Source organism: Acetatifactor muris, assembly GCF_024623325.1.
Lineage (GTDB): Bacteria > Bacillota > Clostridia > Lachnospirales > Lachnospiraceae > Acetatifactor > Acetatifactor muris.
In genome coordinates this window covers 1-16,550 of sequence record NZ_JANJZD010000062.1, presented here as the reverse complement: position 1 = coordinate 16,550, position 16,550 = coordinate 1, and the positions used below count along the sequence as shown (strand labels likewise).

Here is a 16,550-nt window from a genome sequence, read left to right as displayed (position 1 = left end):
TTTTCAAGGCATAGTACCCACTATGTCCAATGTTTATGTCCATTTTTCTCAAATTTCTTTTCCTGCACCATATTCAGTTGTCAATTTTCAGTTAGAATCACATTCATTGAGATTCCGAGAAGTTATGTACCCATAGGGGTAATCAAGGCAAAGGTCAATTTATGCCCTTTGCCTGTCCGTATTGTATGGGGTTTCCTCCGCGTCAAGGTCGGGTCGTATTTTCGCCGCTTTGCTCTGAAAATCTCCACCCTACCCTTGACACGCCTTTAGTGTGCTGAAAAAATTGACTTCGCAAGTGCGCCGGATTTGAACAGGGAAAAGCAGAGGATAACCGTGTAAGCTGCAATAGAGAATATCGCGCTGTGCAGGTTGCCCGCTACCGTGATACTGTTCACCAGCACCGCGTAAATGCCGACGCACACCATAATGAGGAAGCCTTGAAAACCGATAGCGAACAGGGCTTTTAAGTAATTGTTGCCGATCTGCTCCCATTCCCGGTTCGTCATTGTTGCAAATGGGATAGGCGATACAGAACAGTATAGGTAAATCTCTATCATTCTGCCGTACAGGATAACCGTGATAAGCACCGACATGATCTTCATGCAAAGGCTCACAAGGCTTGTTTCCATGACAAGCAGCAAAAGTTCGGGGATTTCCATAGCGTCAAGCCCTCCCTGCATGGAAGCAAGGGCGGCGGCAACGTCTATATTCGTATTGCCGCTTATCACCCCCGCCGCGCTGGAAACGACGTGCTGCGCAACGTCGAACACCGCCATAGTAATATCAAAGGTGTGGGTGACAAGGTACACCGCCACCCACGCCTTGAAGAACCACTTGAAAAACATGAAAGTGTCTACGTCGTGCATATTGTTCTTTTCCGTTACCATGCTGATAAGCTCCACGCATAGGACATAGGTAATGACAAGCCCCGCAATGGGTACGATCACATTCTCCGATAACGTGCGTATCATGTTGAATATGCCCGCGTTCCACCCCTGCGGGGTCTGCCCTACCTCTGCGGCAATGGTGCCGACTTTCTCGTTTACGTCCCCGAACATAGTTGACAGGTTCCCGTTAATGGCTCCTATGAGGATTTCCTTTATCCATTCCGTGATCGCGTCAAGTATGCTCTGCATAAGCTCCTACCTGTTGCCGATTAGGAGAACAGGCTCGCAAGCAGAGGTACAAGGGTCGTGCCGATCAGCGCAACGCCGCCGCCCGCCATGAGCTGTTTCATGCCCTGCGATTTTGCTCATGTGAGATAAAGAAGTAAAAGAAGTGTAAAAAATTTTGCCGTTCCCTATCCGGCTGACTGCCGGACGGGTCGGGCTTTAGTCGGGCAATTCTACCTTGCCGACAAAAGAGTAATAGATTTCGATTTCCTGTCTGCGGAGCTTCCCCCGGCGTTTCCCGTCAAGGGCTTCCGATTCGTGGATTACGATTTTCTCCACAAACTCCCGTAACAGGGTAGGGGTGAGTTCCTCAAAGCTGGTGTACTTGCGTACCACTTTCATAAACTTTTCAGCGTTTGCCGTGGCTTCCAGCGTTTTAGAAAGTTCGCTCTGCAAAGCGGCGGCTTTCTCTTTCAGTTCCTTTTGCTCGGCTTCGTAGTCTGCCGAAAGTTCCGTGAAACGCTCGTCCGATATGCGCCCGGTCACGCTGTCCTCATACAGCCGCTTGAAGATAGCGGAGAGTTCCGCAATCCTTTTTTCTGCCGCTTCCAGTTCTTTCTTCTTGGCGGCGTTGCGGCGTTTGCTCCCGTCCTCGGTCTGGTCGGTCAACAGCTTCATAAACCGGGCTTCGTGCTTGGCGGCGTAGCTGGTGACTTTCCGTAGGTTCTCGGTCACTCCGGCGGTTAAAAGGTCGGTGCGGATAAAGTGCGCCGTACAGTCTGCCGTGCGCTTCTTGTAGCTGCCGCAGATATAGCAGTCCTGCCGCCGTTTTTCGGTCTGATACCTCTGCTGGTACATGACGCTGCCACAGTCGGCACAAAAGAGTATGCCGGAGAACAAGCCCACTTCATCATAGCGGTTAGGGCGTTTGCGCTGCTTGCGTAGCTCCTGCACCCGTTCCCATGTGTCCCTGTCGATTATCTGCTCGTGGTGGTTCTCAAAGATTGCCTGTTTGTCCTCGCTGTTGTAGATAATCTTGCTGCATTTGTAGGATTGGGTGGTGGTCTTGAAGTTCACAAGGCAGCCCGTGTATTCCCGGTTTTCAAGGATATGCACCACGGTGTTCGCCGCCCACTTGCACTCGTAGCCGGGGTGGTAGCGGCGTGTGCTTCCCGTCCGGCGGTATTCCAGCGTTCCCGGCGTGGGGATTTCCTGCTCGGTAAGCATACGGGCTATCTTGGTCGGTCCATTCCCCGCAAGGCATAAGCTGTAAATCTGCCTTACTACCGGGGCGGCTTCCTCGTCAATGATGAAATTTTCGTCTTCGTCCATGAGGTAGCCGTACACGGGCTTGCTTGTGACGGGCTTCCCACTCATGCCTTTTGAGCGTTTTACCGCCCGGATTTTCTTGCTCGTATCTCTCACCAGCCATTCGTTGAACACAGGTTATTGGGGAAAGGAAAAGCAAACAGGCAAAAATCCAGTATTCATGCGGGTTTGCGGCGAGATGGCTCTCAAAAGCTAACCTCACAAAAGACAGATTATTGCACAATCACATATCGTTTCTAAGGGAGAATGTTGATTCCGGTCACATTCTCCCTTTTTTCATACCAAGAAACGAGGTGATTATCTTGAACACGCAAATCATCGCCATCGCCAACCAAAAGGGAGGTGTGGGCAAGACCACAACCTGTGCCAACTTAGGGATTGGGCTGGCACAGGCGGGAAAGAAAGTGCTGCTCATTGACGGGGACCCGCAGGGGAGCCTGACCATCAGCCTGGGCAATCCCCAGCCGGATAAGCTGCCCTTTACCCTCTCTGACGCAATGGGCCGTATCCTGACCGATCAGCCGGTCCGCCCCGGCGAGGGGATTCTGCGCCACCCGGAGGGCGTGGACCTGATGCCGGCGGATATTCAGCTGTCCGGCATGGAGGTGTCGCTGGTAAACGCTATGAGCCGGGAAACGATTCTGCGGCAATATCTGGACAGTGTAAAGGGGCAGTATTCCCATATCCTCATAGACTGCCAGCCCTCCCTGGGTATGCTCACCGTCAACGCGCTGGCCGCCGCCAACCGGATCATAATCCCCGTCCAGGCGGAGTATCTGCCCGCCAAAGGGCTGGAACAGCTGCTCTCTACGGTAGCCAAAGTCAAGCGGCAGATCAACCCGAAACTGCAAATAGACGGTATCCTGCTGACGATGGTGGACAACCGCACCAACTTTGCCAAAGAGATTGCCGCCCTGCTGCGGGAAACTTACGGCAGCAAAATCAAGGTGTTTGGCACTGAGATTCCCCATTCTGTCCGGGCAAAGGAAACCAGCGCGGAGGGCAGGAGCATTTTCGCCCATGACCCAGGCGGCAAAGTAGCCGAGGGCTACGCAAATCTGACTAAGGAGGTGTTGAAACTTGAAAAGCAGCGCGAAAAAAGTAGAGCTGGCATCGGTCGATGATCTGTTTACCACCGAGGAAAGCCGCGCCGACGCGGGGCGGGAAAAGGTGGTAGAAATCCCTTTAAGCGAGCTGCACTCGTTCAAGGGCCACCCTTTCAAGGTCAAAGATGATGATGCCATGATGGAAACAGCGGACAGCATCCGGCAGTACGGCGTTCTTGTTCCTGCTATCGCCCGTCCTGACCCCAGCGGCGGCTATGAGCTGGTAGCCGGACACAGGCGGCATCGGGCCAGTGAACTGGCAGAGAAAGAAACCATGCCGGTGATTGTCCGGGATTTGGACGATGACGCCGCCACGATTATCATGGTTGACAGCAATTTACAACGGGAAAGCCTGCTCCCCAGCGAAAGGGCTTTTGCCTACAAAATGAAGCTGGAGGCCATGAAACATCAGGGAGAACGCATGGATTTAACTTCCGCCCAAGTTGGGCGGAAGTCCGCTGGTAAGGAATCCAGAGAAATTTTAGCGGAACAGGTTGGGCAAAGCCGCAATCAGATTTCGCGCTACATTCGCCTGACCGAGTTAATCCCCGAACTGCTGAACATGGTGGACGAAAAGAAAATTGCCCTGAACCCGGCCTATGAGCTGTCCTTTCTCAAAAAAGAAGAACAGACCCAGCTTTTGGACGCGATGGACAGCGAACAGGCCACCCCCTCCCTTTCCCAAGCCCAGCGGCTCAAGAAATTCAGTCAGGAGGGGCATCTGTCCATAGATGTAATGCGGGCGATTATGGGCGAGGAAAAGAAAAGCGATCTGGACAAGGTGACGTTTACCTCCGACACCCTGCGGAAGTATTTTCCCAAAAGCTACACCCCTGCCCGGATGCAGGAAACCATCATCAAACTGCTGGAACAGTGGCAGAAAAAGCGTCAGAGAGATCAGGAACGCTGAAAGGAGCGCCTATGAGAGATCACGTTGCCAGGGAGTTAAAGGGCCACAACATACTGGCTGTGGAACGGTTTCAGGATAAGACCCGCTGGATGGTGGAGTTTTCCGTCCTGCGGCCCCGTACCGCCTACGGCGCACCCGGCGATGAAACGCGCCTGTTTCTGGACGAGGACGGCTACCAGGCCGTTCTCGCCAGCCAGAAACGCCGGGACATCAAAATCAAACGGTATGCCCGCGTCATTGAGGGGCATATCCTGGACTTCAAGCCCAAAAAGAAACGCCACCCGTAAACCCGACAAATTGAGAGGAAGGAATGAATATGTGTACCGTTAAGGAAATCAGAGAAGCCATCCGGGAGGACTGCCGCTCCCAGCGAAACATGGAAACCATTGAGATCGACCGGATTTTTCAAACCCTGACGTTTCCGCAGTTAGAGAGCCTGTTTGACAAACCGCCCATGCCGCCGTTTTTTCACCGGTACAGGCAGAAGTCAGCCAGCAAATGAACGCCGCAATTCTTTTTACGGGATTGTGGCTTTTTTCATGCCCTGGGAAACGAAAGGAGTGCAGAAAATGGCCGTTTTTCGAGTAGAACGCACACAGGGATACACCGTTATGAGCAACTATCATCTGCGGGACAAGAGCCTGAGCCTGAAAGCAAAGGGCCTGCTGTCCCAAATGCTCTCGTTGCCGGAGGATTGGGACTACACCCTTTCCGGCCTGGCTGTTATCAACCGGGAAAGCAAGGACGCGATCCGCTCCGCAGTCAATGAGCTGGAAAAGGCGGGGTACATCAAGCGCCGCCAGACCACCGACGCGGGCGGCAAGTTCAGCGCCAACGAGTATGTGATTTATGAGCGTCCGGTAACAGAGGAACCGCCCGCCCAACCGTTGTTGGAAAAACCGTTGTCGGGTTTTCCGACAACGGATAATCCGTCAACGGGAAAACCGTCAACGGAAAATCCAACGCAAATAAATATAGAGAAATTAAATACCCAAAAATCAATTACTGACGGATCAATTACCGATTCCATTCCCTTCCGGGGAACGGCGGCAAAGCCACCGGAACCGAAGCGAAGGGAAACGATGTCACTGACAGAGATGGAAAGTTATCGGGAGCTGATTTTGGAGAATATCGAGTATGACTGCCTCAAACAGCGGTTTGGGACCTACCGGGAGGATTTGGACGAGATTGTGGAGCTGCTGGTGGAAACGGTCTGCGCGAAGCGTAAGACCACCCGGATTGCCGGGGCGGACTTCCCCCATGAGGTGGTGCGTTCCCGCTTCCTGAAGCTGGACAGCTCCCACATCGAGTTTGTCATGGACTGCCTGCAAAAGAACACCACCGAGGTACGGAACATGAAACAGTACCTCCTGACGGTGCTGTTCAATGCGCCCACCACCATGAGCAACCATTACACCTCACAGGTCAACCACGATATGTACGGCGGCTTTTGAAAGCTGGCCGTTTTTGTCTGCCCGGAACTGCCGGGAGAAAGGAATCTGTTATGAAACGACCGCTTGCGTATATCACCGCTCCCTGGAGCAAGAACCCCCATGAAAACGCGGCAAACGCCGCCAGCTACTGCCGCCAGGTGTATGACGCCGGATATTCCCCGGTCTGCCCTGTTTTGTTCCTGCCGCTGTTTTTGAAGGATGAAATCCCCCAGGAACACAAGGACGGAATCGACATCGCCAGAGATTACCTGCGCCGCTCCCATGTGCTGGTGGTCTGCGGACACTCGACCGATGAAACGGTCAAAAACGATATTGCCACCGCTGAACGCCTGCGGATCACCGCCACCACACTGGACGGGATTCTGACGGTGAAAGGCCAGGGCCGGGAGAAAGGGGGCGCACACCATGCCTGAGCAAAAGACCATCGGCCAGCTGATGGAGGAAATGCGGCTTAAAGCCGGGGCGCGGGAGTATTCCGGCCATAGTTACATGGACTTAAACCGGTTCGCGGAGGACACCCGGCACATGATTATTTTTGATACCCTGACCGCTGATTCCCCTGTTGGCTGGAAAGGGGAACGCAGCCGCGCCTTTCTCACCGAGGAGGGATATAAAAAGTCCCTGGAACGCCAGGAACAGGGGCATATCAGGATTGTGAGCCATGCGAAGGTCCGAAACGGAAACCTGCGCTATGACCGGCAAGACCAGCTCCGATAGAGAAACCATGCAGAAAATCCATAGAGAGGAGGCGAAACACCCATGCAGGACGAAGTGGAAAGCAAAACCCTGACGCTCATTGTCAGCGGCACAAAGTTCACCGGCAGGCTGTTCAAAGCGGCGATTATGAAGTATCTGGCGCACCTGAAAGAGCAAAAGATGCAGAAACAGCGGGAAAAGGGCGCGGAGGTCAAGCCCCAGGGCAGGCAGACGGTGAAGCAGCTCATCGGGCAGAACCAGGGCGTGTCCAATCTTGAGATCACAGACCCCTCCATCAAGGCGTTTGAACGGGTTGCCCGGAAGTACGGCGTGGATTACGCGGTAAAGAAGGACCGCAGCTGCTCCCCGCCCAAGTACCTGGTCTTTTTCAAGGCCCGCGATGCGGACGCGCTGACCTCCGCGTTTACCGAGTACACCCAGAAGAAGGTCCGCAAGGCGTCCCGCCCGTCTGTGCTGGCGAAGCTGAACCAGTTCAAGGAGCTGGTGAAAAACGCGGTGGTGGACCGCACAAAGCGAAAGGAGCTGGAACGATGAAAAAGCCCCTGAACATCAAAAAGCTCGTTTTGCTGAACCTGCCCTATATCCTGATGGGGCTGTTTTCCACCAACTTCGGGGAGGCGTGGCGGATGGCCCAGGGCGCGGACGCTTCGGAAAAGGTATTGTCTTTGATCTCCGTCCTTCCGGCGGCTCTTGGAAGTTTCTGGCCCAGCTATCACCCGCTGGACCTGCTGGTCGGGCTGTGCTGCGGCGCGGCGCTCCGGCTGGCTGTTTACCTGAAAGGCAAAAACGCCAAGAAGTACCGCCCGAATATCGAGTACGGTTCTGCGAGATGGGGAAATTCCCAGGACATCGCCCCTTATGTCGATCCGGTATTCCAGAACAATGTGATCCTCACCCAGACGGAACGCCTTACCATGAGCAGCCGCCCCAAGGACCCCAAGACCGCCCGCAACAAAAATGTGCTGGTAATCGGCGGTTCCGGCTCCGGCAAGACCCGGTTCTGGCTCAAGCCCAACCTGATGCAGCTCCATAGTTCGTATGTGGTCACTGATCCGAAAGGCACAATCCTGGTCGAATGTGGAAAGCTGCTCCAACGGGGCGCGCCGAAGCTGGATAAGGACGGAAAGCCCATGAAGGACAAGAACGGCAAAACCATCTATGAGCCGTACCGGATCAAGGTGCTGAATACCATCAACTTCAAAAAATCCATGAAATACAATCCTTTCGCCTATATCCACAGCGAAAAGGACATCTTGAAGCTGGTGACAACCCTGATTGCCAATACCAAGGGCGAGGGGAAAGCCGGTGACGATTTCTGGGTCAAAGCGGAAACGCTGCTGTACTGCGCCCTGATTGGATATATCCACTACGAGGCCCCGGTGGAGGAACAGAACTTCTCTACCCTGATTGAGTTTATTAACGCGATGGAGGTCCGGGAGGACGATGAGGAATACAAAAACCCCGTTGACCTGATGTTTGACGCGCTGGAATCCGAGAAGCCCAACCATTTTGCGGTGCGGCAGTACAAAAAATATAAGCTGGCGGCGGGCAAAACCGCAAAATCTATACTGATTTCCTGCGGCGCGCGGCTGGCGGTATTCGATATTGCCGAGCTGCGGGAGGTCACAGCCTACGATGAGCTGGAACTGGACACCCTGGGGGACCGGAAAACCGCCTTATTTCTCATTATGAGCGATACCGATGACAGCTTTAACTTCCTGATTTCCATGTGCTACACCCAGCTGTTTAATCTGCTCTGTGAAAAAGCGGATGATGTGTACGGCGGCAGGCTCCCGGTCCATGTGCGCTGCCTGATTGACGAGTGCGCCAACATCGGGCAGATTCCAAAGCTGGAAAAGCTGGTAGCCACCATCCGAAGCCGGGAGATTTCCGCCTGTCTGGTATTGCAGGCGCAGTCCCAGCTGAAGGCCATCTACAAGGACAACGCCGACACCATCATCGGAAATATGGACACTTCCATCTTTCTGGGCGGCAAAGAACCCACCACCTTAAAGGAGTTAGCCGCCGCCCTGGGAAAAGAAACCATTGACACCTACAACACCGGGGAGAGCCGGGGGCGGGAAACCTCCCACTCTCTCAACTATCAGAAATTGGGGAAAGAGTTGATGAGCCAGGATGAGCTTGCGGTGATGGACGGGGGAAAATGTATCCTCCAGCTGCGGGGCGTCCGCCCGTTTTTGTCGGATAAGTATGACATTACCAGGCACCCCAATTTCCAGTACACCGCCGACGCGGACGATAAGAACGCCTTTGACATTGAAGCGTTCCTGTCCACCCGGCTCAAACCAAAACCCAACGAGGTCTACGATGTGTTTGAAGTTGACGTAGACACCGAGGGCGAATAATCCCGTTCCGCGAGAAAGGAGTGATCTTATCTACCCGCCAGGGTCCCTGAAACCTGCCTCGGTTGAGGCCATTGGCGTACAAAGCGGACAGCTCAACAAAAAAATGAAGAAGGAGGATAGCCGGAATCGAGCCGCCCAAAATTCAGGGCGGTTTTGTTGTCCGGCTTTTGTATGCCTATGAACCAACACTAACCACAAAGCGATTCCGGCTAAATTAAAGTATGGAATTTTTCAACAGCGCAATCGACGTTTTGCAGACCCTCGTTATCGCACTCGGAGCCGGCCTTGGAATCTGGGGCGTCATCAACCTGCTGGAAGGTTACGGCAATGACAACCCTGGCGCGAATGCTTATGTACGGTAAAGAAGCAGAAACCAAAAACAACAGATAGACTGCCAGCACCACACTATTCCGAACCAAAGAAAACAAAGACCAAAAGACAAGCATTATGGAAATGTGCATAACAGGCTATGGAATCATGGATAACTCTATTCACAGAACATGGAAAAGCTAAAATGCAGCTTTCCCACATTCTGCAAACAGAGTTACCCACAATTCCATGAGATAGCCAGTTATACACATTCCCACAATGCCGACGGCGACGGAATCTCTCACATATATTTCTTAATTCATTATTGAATATATTACATATTCTGGTTTTCCATTAAGTTCTTGACTATGCTTATAAGTGCTTGTATAATAGTTATTGACCGCAAGTCACTAACTATTATACAAAGGAGGTTGTTAAAAATTGGCGCGACCAGTAAAGAAAACGCCCGAACAATGGAAAAAAGAAATTTTAGATGTAGCAAAAAACTTATTTATGTCAAAGGGCTATGAAGAAACATCAATTTCCGACATCATGGAAACAGTAGGGGGCGCAAAAGGAATGTTTTATCGCTGTTTTCAAAGCAAGGAAGAAGTTATGCGTGTATTAGGCAATCAAATGTTCTTTGACAACAATCCATTTGAAGCAGTCAGAGGACGTACAGACTTGAATGGTTTACAAAAAGTTAGAGAGGTGCTTACGTTAAACAACTCAGATACAGAGCGTAATCAGATGAATCTACAAGCACTCTCTATTCTCAAAGACCCTCACATTTTGACAGCCGCCATTGAAGAAAATAAGCGAATATTAACACCTTTATGGTTTGAACTGTTAGAAGAAGGGAGGCAAGACGGTTCTATTCAAACAGAATATGCGAAAGAACTTTCTGAATTACTTCCACTTGTTAACTTTTGGCTAATGCCATCAGTTTATCCTGCTACTACCGAAGAAATTCATCATAAATACCAATTTATCGTTGAAGTGCTTTCTGTTATGGGTTTACCGCTTATAGACGCTGAAATGACGAATATTGCAGAAAAGTTTCTTACAGATATTTCAACAAAAGGGAGGAATTAACGATGACGGAAAAACTGTTCACAAAGAATTTTACACTTCTTGTTTTAGGACAAGTAACTTCTTTGTTTGGCAATTTTATTTTGAAGCTTGCTTTATCCATGTATGTGTTAGAAGTAACTGGTTCAGCAACTATATTTGCAGGAATATTATCAATAGCAACGATTCCCACTATTTTGCTATCACCATTTGGAGGTATTCTCTCTGACCGGGCGAACAGAAGAAATATTATGGTTGCATTAGACGCATTATCCGGGTTATCCGTTCTATGTGCAGCACTTTTTTTATCCGAAAGAAATGCCCTTACAGTAATTAGTGTATTGCTTGTAATATTATCTATTTTAGGAGCATTTGAAACACCTAATGTACAGGCGTGTATTCCGACAATGCTGACTGGTGATAACATTATGAAAGGGAACGCTGTTGTAAATCAAGTAGCTTCCATATCCTACCTTATTGCACCAATAATCGGCAGCATACTATACTCTATGGTTGGCTTAAAACCTGTTATGTATGCAAGCATTATTTGTTTTTTTTGTAACAGCTCTATTTGAATGTTTTATTAAATTGAATTATGAACGATTGGATAACAATCAAAATATTTTTGCCATGATTAAGCAAGATTTTTCTTCCAGTATGCAATTCATTTTTAAAGAGCAGTCAGATATTGTAAAAATGTTGCTATTAGCTTCCATTTCAAGATTTTTTGTAATGGGTATTACAGTCGTTGGATTGCCCTATATTGTACGCACTATCCTTGATTTAAATGCAAAATATTATGGTGTTGCGGAAAGTGCATTGGCAGTTGCAACAATTATAGGTAGTATAGCAGCCGGGATTCTTACTGGGAAATTGAAAACTCATAAATTATCATTTGTACTTTCAGCTTTGGGAATATTTATTATTCCGGCTGGAATAGCTTTCCTTTTCCCAAGTAATAAGATTATAGTTTATATAATCAATGTGGTTTCGTTTTGTGGTATGCAAATTGCAGTAAGTATTTTTTCGATTTTTGCGGTATCTCTTATACAGCAAAGAACACCAAATCATTTGATTGGAAAAGTTATGGCATATACGTCTACAATTACTTTATGTATTCAGCCAATAGGACAAATCATATACGGATTTTTGTTTGACGGATTTAGTGAACAGATTTATTTTGTTTTAATTCCCACAGGCATAATTGTATGTGCTATTGGATTGTTGGCAACGGGTTTTTTTAGAAATATGGAAAAGGCGCAGTCGGAGGTATCAATGTGAAAGTTGAAAAATGGCTATTATGTCCTGTTTGTAGAAGCAAAACAAGATTAAAATTGCGGGAAGATACCGTACTTGAGAATTTCCCGCTATATTGCCCTAAATGTAAGCAAGAAACTCTTATCCGAGTTCAACAAATGAATATGACTATTATCAAAGAGCCAGACGCACAGACGCAGAGCCGATAACATGCAGATTTTGAATTGCAGTTATCGGTTTTTATTTTTATTAGTGGATAATCAAGGATAACAGGCTAATGCATTGTTTTCCTATAGATTATAAAAAGTTACCTGTAAACATGTTTCCCTTTTTTGAGGAAAGGAGGGGGATTTTCTATGACTTGTACGGAATCATACAAAGAACACATCATGTACACATTTCACGGTTTTTGCAAAGTCGTTATCCGCAATGCAGCTATCACCGCATGGCGCGACCAGCAAAGGCGGCACAAAAGAGAAATATCCCTTGAATACCTCACAGAAGAAAAGTTTTACCCTTTAGGCACGACAGATGAATATTTCACAGTACCTTATGAAGAATACCCTGTCACGATATGCGGTCAGACAATCATTCTCACCAATGGGAAACTTGCCGCCGCCCTGCTCTCTCTGCCGGAAAAGAACCGGGAAATCATTTTCCTTTACTTTTTCGGGAATTACAGACAGTGGGAAATCGGGGAAATGTACGGACGCTGCCGGAGTACAACCGGGTATCAAATCCACAGGACGTTGAAGCTTCTGCGGAAAGAAATGGAGGTGCTTTCACATGGGGAATCAGAATCTTATCCCTTATGAAACGATTGTACGGGCGAGCCGGAAGCGGTGGACGAGGTTTTGCAGTATTACAGCCGGAGAATCCGCTATGCAGCCATTGAAAACGGACACGTCAACCCGGACACGGAGGACAGCATAAAGTCACGTCTTGTCGCTGCCCTGTTTAAGTTCCGCTTTGATGAACAGCCGACCTAAAACTGAATAACTACCGTACATATAGAACGGCATACCGAAACAGGAAATCATAAAAAGGTTTCCTGTTTTTTTGCGCCTATTTTTGGCATTTTTGAAAATCGTCGGTATTATGCCGTGAAAAGAGGAAATCGGCTTTTGAAGTTGGCAAAATTCAGAGTTATCCGTGGAGGGTAAGCGAAAAGAAATCTCCTGCCCGGTTTGGCAGTTTTTGATTTTTTGTGGTGTGGGGAATGAAAAGAAAATGAAGAAATTTCCGAAAATCTCCGTCCATTTTGACTTTTGCGGTTTTGTAGGTATTAGAGGGGGAAGTGCCGCCGCAAAGTTGGCACAATCCCCGCCCCGCCCACCGGGGGTATCAGCGGGAAGCCCACACAGAGGAAGCCGCCACTTTTTAAGAGCAAGAGATAGACCGCCAGCACCACACTATTCCGAACCAAAGAAAACAAAAACCAAAAGACAAGCATTGTGGAAATGTGCATAACAGGCTATGGAATCATGGATAACTCTATTCACAGAACATGGAAAAGCTAAAATGCAGCTTTCCCACATTCTGCAAACAGAGTTACCCACAATTCCATGAGATAGCCAGTTATACACATTCCCACAATGCCGACGACTACGGAATCTCTCTCATTCCTCATATCCTTTTGGAAAAACTTATTTGTAAAATGTATTATTGTGTTATTCGTTTAAACGTATATAATATATAACATGAGAAAATACGAAAGGACGGATATGCTATGGATTATATATCAGTTTCCGAGGCAGCTAAAAAATGGGGAATATCAGAGAGACGAGTACAAAAACTTTGTGAAGAAAATAGAATACTGGGAGTTGAGCGAATTAGCCGTATATGGTTAATACCCAAAAGTGCAAAGAAGCCCACAGATAAGCGATATAAAGCTCCTGTTTTAAGGGTGTCAATAGACGAGATTGTAAAGGAATACGGCACATATATTTACAATATTGCATACAAACTCACAGGAAAAACTGAACAGGCAGAGGATATAACACAGGAAACATTTATAAAGGCGTGGAAACATTTGGACGAACTAAAAGACCAAACAGCAGTAAAGCAATGGCTGCATACTATTTGCGTCAATGAATTTAAAATGTCATTAAGAAAAGATAGCCGACAAAAAACAACGTATGTTGATAACATTGAGGAATTGGAAAAAGACGGAGAATTGCTTGTGAATCCACCGGAAAATGTTATTGAGGAAGTGCAGGCGAGTGAAGATGTCATAAGTATGCGAAATGGTTGTTTTTTGGCTATGTCGAGAAAACTTTCAGTAAATCAAAGGATTACGTTTTCTTTTATAGATATGTTCGGTTTGCCGATTCAAGAAGTGGCTGATATTTTAGGAATTACCCCTAAAGCTGTCAAAGGGCTGCTATATCGTGCAAGAATGAATATAGATTCTTTTTTTCAAAGCCATTGCTATTTTTTGAATACAGAAAATCCATGCCGTTGTAGAGCATGGGCAGAGTTCTTTCAAACCCGAAATGAATTACAAGCGTTTATGCAAGATAAGATACTTGATTATACAGAAAAGGGATACGAATTTGATTTAGAAATACGGGGCAAAATAGCTTCATATTATCATCAAATACCCGCTCAAATGCCGAGAAAAGAATGGTATCAAATGGTTATCTCACAATTTAAAAAAGTTTAAAAATTTTTCTTTTCTCCCGGGACTTTGGATAACGAATAATCATCTTAATCTATGAGGAGGTGAATTATGAGCAGTTATGAATTAACTGGAAAGAAGTGTTATGACCATTTAGGCGGTAAATTGGGTGCGGCTCTATTTGATTTTCTGATTTTGCAGAAATGGATTGAGCTAAAAGACGGAACTACAGCAACGTATGTAGTTACAGAAGCAGGTTATGAAAATTTTGCAGAAATGGGATTGGCACTACCAAAAACAATAACCAAGTAAGGAGAAAAGGCAGTATGAAAAATGTCACAAACAGTTTTAGCTTATTTATGACTGAAACCCCGGAAACAGGAAAAGCATACATGGATATGGTTATGAAGCAATCAAAAGCGAGTGCATTAGACAGAAAGACACATGAGCTTGCTTATATTTCTGTGCTTGCTGCGGTCAGAATGATAAGTGGTTTAGATTTTCATGTGAAATCAGCAAAAGAGTTAGGGGCTTCAAGAAATGAAGTGAAAAGTGCAGTATTAGTTGGTTTACCAGTTGCAGGAATAACCTTAGTGGACGCTTTGGAAGCTGCATTAAATGCGTATGATGAAAATTAGAAAGAAAATGCAACCATAAACCGAGCAATATCCTTTTGGGAGGGAGGGGATTTTCTATGGCTTGTACAGAAGCATACAAAGAACACATCATGTACACGTTCCACGGCTTTTGCAAAGTAGTTATCCGCAATGCAGCTATTACCGCATGGCGTGACCAGAGCAGGCGACACAAAAGAGAAATATCCCTTGAATACCTCACAGAAGAAAAGTTTTACCCTTTAGGCACGACAGATGAATATTTCACAGTACCTTATGAAGAATACCCTGTCACGATATGCGGTCAGACAATCATTCTCACCAATGGGAAACTTGCCGCCGCCCTGCTCTCTCTGCCGGAAAAGAACCGGGAAATCATTTTCCTTTACTTTTTCGGGAATTACAGACAGTGGGAAATCGGGGAAATGTACGGACGCTGCCGGAGTACAACCGGGTATCAAATCCACAGGACGTTGAAGCTTCTGCGGAAAGAAATGGAGGTGCTTTCACATGGGGAATCAGAATCTTATCCCTTATGAAACGATTGTACGGGCGACAGCGGGCGAGCCGGAAGCGGTGGACGAGGTTTTGCAGTATTACAGCCGGAGAATCCACTATGCAGCCATTGAAAACGGACACGTCAACCCGGACACGGAGGACAGCATAAAGTCACGTCTTGTCGCTGCCCTGTTCAAGTTCCGTTTTGATGAACAGCCGACCTAAAACCGAATAACCGCCGTACATACGCAAGCGGCACACCGAAACAGGAAATCGCAAAAAGGTTTCCTGTTTTTTTGCGCCCATTTTTGGCATTTTTGAAAATCGTCGGTATTATGCCATGAAAAAGGGAAATCGGCTTTTTGAGTTGGCAAATCTGAAAGTTATCCGTGGAGGGAGAACAAAAGAAATTTCCGAAAATCTCCGCCTATTCCGGCTTGTGTGGTTTTGTAAGGAATAGGGAGAAATTTTCAAAAATCACCGTCAATTTTGCTTTGTTCGGTTTTGTAGGTATTAGGGGGAGAAATGGCGCCGCAGAGCTGGCACAATCCCCGCCCTCTCCGTCGAGGGTATCAGCGGAAAGCCCACACAGAGGAAGCCGCCACTTTCTAAGAGCAAGATTCTACCACAGTACCAAATTTCGCTAATCGCTCAATTTTGTCCTGCGGGAATCTTGTTGGGGTTGCCACCCCAAGCCCGCCTTTTGCGGCTTGCGCCGCTTGAAAAAATCCACCCACGAAAGGAGGTTCACAGCCATGAAAAAATATAACACGCCCCACCGCCATAGGGTAATCAAGACACGCTTAACCGTGGAAGAATACGCCGAGTTTGCCGAGCGTGTCACCCTCTGCAAAATGAGCCAAGCCGAATTTATCCGGCAAGCCCTCATTAAGTCAAGCATACGCCCGGTTATCACCGTTTCCCCGGTCAATGATGAATTGCTCTCTGCCGTTGGGAAGCTAACCGCCGAGTACGGGAAAATCGGCGGCAACTTGAATCAGATTGCCCGCTGTCTGAACGAGTACGGCGCACCTTATAACGCACTCTCAAAAGAGGTACAAGCCGCCACAGCGGAACTTGCCGCCTTGAAGTTTGAAGTCTTGCAGAAAGTAGGTGAAGCCGTTGGCAACGTTCAAACATATCAGCTCTAAAAATGCCGACTATGGAGCTGCCGAGCAGTACCTAAC

The 16,550-nt window shown here is 47.9% G+C and carries 21 protein-coding genes and 4 pseudogenes; 22 read left to right on the top strand and 3 right to left on the bottom strand.

Translation table 11 applies throughout. The features are described 5' to 3' along the window. Window positions 1-266: 266 nt before the first annotated feature. The 3 genes and pseudogenes from NSB25_RS27920 to NSB25_RS27910 form a co-directional block, all read right to left on the bottom strand. Window positions 267-1,136, bottom strand: coding sequence for a VirB6/TrbL-like conjugal transfer protein, CD1112 family (locus NSB25_RS27920; RefSeq protein WP_103242793.1), 870 nt, complete (start codon window positions 1,134-1,136; stop codon window positions 267-269). A gap of 20 nt (window positions 1,137-1,156) precedes the next feature. Further along, window positions 1,157-1,252, bottom strand: a pseudogene (locus tag NSB25_RS27915) (Maff2 family mobile element protein); the annotation flags it as partial. 79 nt (window positions 1,253-1,331) lie between these two features. Beyond that, window positions 1,332-2,555: pseudogene (locus tag NSB25_RS27910) on the bottom strand (recombinase family protein); the annotation flags it as partial. Between the two features lie 188 nt (window positions 2,556-2,743). Between NSB25_RS27910 and NSB25_RS27905 the strand changes: the two are divergent. The 22 genes and pseudogenes from NSB25_RS27905 (at window position 2,744) to NSB25_RS27795 (ending at window position 16,514) form a co-directional block, all read left to right on the top strand. Beyond that, complete coding sequence (locus NSB25_RS27905; protein ID WP_004081473.1) at window positions 2,744-3,565, top strand: ParA family protein; 822 nt, start codon at window positions 2,744-2,746, stop codon at window positions 3,563-3,565. Further along, window positions 3,522-4,457: a ParB/RepB/Spo0J family partition protein gene (locus NSB25_RS27900; RefSeq protein ID WP_103242767.1), complete on the top strand. Its 936-nt coding sequence runs from the start codon at window positions 3,522-3,524 to the stop codon at window positions 4,455-4,457. The genes NSB25_RS27905 and NSB25_RS27900 overlap by 44 nt, the downstream gene beginning before the upstream one ends. A gap of 11 nt (window positions 4,458-4,468) precedes the next feature. Further along, on the top strand, window positions 4,469-4,744 hold the full coding sequence (locus NSB25_RS27895; protein ID WP_004054662.1) for a DUF5720 family protein: 276 nt from the start codon (window positions 4,469-4,471) through the stop codon (window positions 4,742-4,744). 23 nt (window positions 4,745-4,767) lie between these two features. Further along, window positions 4,768-4,959 (top strand): hypothetical protein, encoded by a 192-nt coding sequence (locus NSB25_RS27890; RefSeq protein ID WP_004054660.1) that lies wholly within the window; start codon window positions 4,768-4,770, stop codon window positions 4,957-4,959. 67 nt (window positions 4,960-5,026) lie between these two features. Next, window positions 5,027-5,911, top strand: a complete 885-nt coding sequence (locus NSB25_RS27885; protein WP_103242769.1) for a DUF6017 domain-containing protein — start codon at window positions 5,027-5,029, stop codon at window positions 5,909-5,911. 50 nt (window positions 5,912-5,961) lie between these two features. After that, window positions 5,962-6,324 carry a DUF7768 domain-containing protein gene (locus NSB25_RS27880; RefSeq protein ID WP_004070646.1) on the top strand — a complete coding sequence of 121 codons (363 nt, stop codon included), beginning with the start codon at window positions 5,962-5,964 and terminating at the stop codon, window positions 6,322-6,324. Further along, window positions 6,317-6,628: a DUF5720 family protein gene (locus tag NSB25_RS27875; RefSeq protein WP_004054655.1), complete on the top strand. Its 312-nt coding sequence runs from the start codon at window positions 6,317-6,319 to the stop codon at window positions 6,626-6,628. The genes NSB25_RS27880 and NSB25_RS27875 overlap by 8 nt, the downstream gene beginning before the upstream one ends. A 42-nt stretch (window positions 6,629-6,670) precedes the next feature. Further along, window positions 6,671-7,162 (top strand): PcfB family protein, encoded by a 492-nt coding sequence (locus tag NSB25_RS27870; RefSeq protein WP_004070648.1) that lies wholly within the window; start codon window positions 6,671-6,673, stop codon window positions 7,160-7,162. Further along, window positions 7,159-8,994: a VirD4-like conjugal transfer protein, CD1115 family gene (locus tag NSB25_RS27865; RefSeq protein WP_257479351.1), complete on the top strand. Its 1,836-nt coding sequence runs from the start codon at window positions 7,159-7,161 to the stop codon at window positions 8,992-8,994. The genes NSB25_RS27870 and NSB25_RS27865 overlap by 4 nt, the downstream gene beginning before the upstream one ends. Before the next feature lie 221 nt (window positions 8,995-9,215). Next, window positions 9,216-9,356, top strand: coding sequence for a Maff2 family mobile element protein (locus NSB25_RS27860; protein WP_103242698.1), 141 nt, complete (start codon window positions 9,216-9,218; stop codon window positions 9,354-9,356). Between the two features lie 388 nt (window positions 9,357-9,744). Further along, window positions 9,745-10,398, top strand: a complete 654-nt coding sequence (locus NSB25_RS27855; protein ID WP_103242697.1) for a TetR/AcrR family transcriptional regulator — start codon at window positions 9,745-9,747, stop codon at window positions 10,396-10,398. A 2-nt stretch (window positions 10,399-10,400) separates the two neighbouring features. Next, window positions 10,401-11,655: pseudogene (locus NSB25_RS30000) on the top strand (MFS transporter). Continuing rightward, window positions 11,652-11,840 (top strand): cysteine-rich KTR domain-containing protein, encoded by a 189-nt coding sequence (locus tag NSB25_RS27840; RefSeq protein ID WP_103242696.1) that lies wholly within the window; start codon window positions 11,652-11,654, stop codon window positions 11,838-11,840. Before NSB25_RS30000 ends, NSB25_RS27840 begins: the two are co-directional and overlap by 4 nt. A 147-nt stretch (window positions 11,841-11,987) precedes the next feature. After that, window positions 11,988-12,446 (top strand): RNA polymerase sigma factor, encoded by a 459-nt coding sequence (locus tag NSB25_RS27835; RefSeq protein WP_103242695.1) that lies wholly within the window; start codon window positions 11,988-11,990, stop codon window positions 12,444-12,446. 27 nt (window positions 12,447-12,473) lie between these two features. Then, complete coding sequence (locus tag NSB25_RS27830) at window positions 12,474-12,620, top strand: helix-turn-helix domain-containing protein (RefSeq protein ID WP_465220370.1); 147 nt, start codon at window positions 12,474-12,476, stop codon at window positions 12,618-12,620. A 740-nt stretch (window positions 12,621-13,360) separates the two neighbouring features. Further along, window positions 13,361-13,522: pseudogene (locus NSB25_RS30060) on the top strand (DNA-binding protein); the annotation flags it as partial. A gap of 15 nt (window positions 13,523-13,537) precedes the next feature. Next, a complete protein-coding gene (locus tag NSB25_RS27820) occupies window positions 13,538-14,296 on the top strand; it encodes an RNA polymerase sigma factor (RefSeq protein WP_103242699.1) in 759 nt (252 codons plus the stop codon). A 66-nt stretch (window positions 14,297-14,362) separates the two neighbouring features. Continuing rightward, window positions 14,363-14,563 carry a phage holin family protein gene (locus NSB25_RS27815; RefSeq protein WP_103242694.1) on the top strand — a complete coding sequence of 67 codons (201 nt, stop codon included), beginning with the start codon at window positions 14,363-14,365 and terminating at the stop codon, window positions 14,561-14,563. 14 nt (window positions 14,564-14,577) lie between these two features. Continuing rightward, entirely contained in the window at window positions 14,578-14,889 is a 312-nt protein-coding gene (locus tag NSB25_RS27810) for a carboxymuconolactone decarboxylase family protein (protein WP_103242693.1), read from the top strand. Window positions 14,890-14,945: 56 nt separating this feature from the next. Continuing rightward, complete coding sequence (locus NSB25_RS27805) at window positions 14,946-15,404, top strand: RNA polymerase sigma factor (protein ID WP_103242692.1); 459 nt, start codon at window positions 14,946-14,948, stop codon at window positions 15,402-15,404. Continuing rightward, on the top strand, window positions 15,376-15,588 hold the full coding sequence (locus NSB25_RS27800; RefSeq protein WP_103242691.1) for a helix-turn-helix domain-containing protein: 213 nt from the start codon (window positions 15,376-15,378) through the stop codon (window positions 15,586-15,588). Before NSB25_RS27805 ends, NSB25_RS27800 begins: the two co-directional genes overlap by 29 nt. Window positions 15,589-16,118: 530 nt before the next feature. Further along, window positions 16,119-16,514 (top strand): plasmid mobilization protein, encoded by a 396-nt coding sequence (locus tag NSB25_RS27795; protein ID WP_103242690.1) that lies wholly within the window; start codon window positions 16,119-16,121, stop codon window positions 16,512-16,514. Window positions 16,515-16,550 lie beyond the last annotated feature (36 nt).

Bases quoted from the DNA above. Each gene is read 5' to 3' on its own strand.
- NSB25_RS27890 (WP_004054660.1), top strand. From the start codon at position 4,768: ATGAATATGTGTACCGTTAAGGAAATCAGAGAAGCCATCCGGGAGGAC.
- NSB25_RS27865 (WP_257479351.1), top strand. From the start codon at position 7,159: ATGAAAAAGCCCCTGAACATCAAAAAGCTCGTTTTGCTGAACCTGCCC.
- NSB25_RS27805 (WP_103242692.1), top strand. From the start codon at position 14,946: ATGGCTTGTACAGAAGCATACAAAGAACACATCATGTACACGTTCCAC.
- NSB25_RS27880 (WP_004070646.1), top strand. From the start codon at position 5,962: ATGAAACGACCGCTTGCGTATATCACCGCTCCCTGGAGCAAGAACCCC.
- NSB25_RS27870 (WP_004070648.1), top strand. From the start codon at position 6,671: ATGCAGGACGAAGTGGAAAGCAAAACCCTGACGCTCATTGTCAGCGGC.
- NSB25_RS27795 (WP_103242690.1), top strand. From the start codon at position 16,119: ATGAAAAAATATAACACGCCCCACCGCCATAGGGTAATCAAGACACGC.
- NSB25_RS27815 (WP_103242694.1), top strand. From the start codon at position 14,363: ATGAGCAGTTATGAATTAACTGGAAAGAAGTGTTATGACCATTTAGGC.
- NSB25_RS27875 (WP_004054655.1), top strand. From the start codon at position 6,317: ATGCCTGAGCAAAAGACCATCGGCCAGCTGATGGAGGAAATGCGGCTT.
- NSB25_RS27920 (WP_103242793.1), bottom strand. From the start codon at position 1,136: ATGCAGAGCATACTTGACGCGATCACGGAATGGATAAAGGAAATCCTC.
- NSB25_RS27800 (WP_103242691.1), top strand. From the start codon at position 15,376: ATGGGGAATCAGAATCTTATCCCTTATGAAACGATTGTACGGGCGACA.
- NSB25_RS27810 (WP_103242693.1), top strand. From the start codon at position 14,578: ATGAAAAATGTCACAAACAGTTTTAGCTTATTTATGACTGAAACCCCG.
- NSB25_RS27885 (WP_103242769.1), top strand. From the start codon at position 5,027: ATGGCCGTTTTTCGAGTAGAACGCACACAGGGATACACCGTTATGAGC.
- NSB25_RS27895 (WP_004054662.1), top strand. From the start codon at position 4,469: ATGAGAGATCACGTTGCCAGGGAGTTAAAGGGCCACAACATACTGGCT.
- NSB25_RS27860 (WP_103242698.1), top strand. From the start codon at position 9,216: ATGGAATTTTTCAACAGCGCAATCGACGTTTTGCAGACCCTCGTTATC.
- NSB25_RS27835 (WP_103242695.1), top strand. From the start codon at position 11,988: ATGACTTGTACGGAATCATACAAAGAACACATCATGTACACATTTCAC.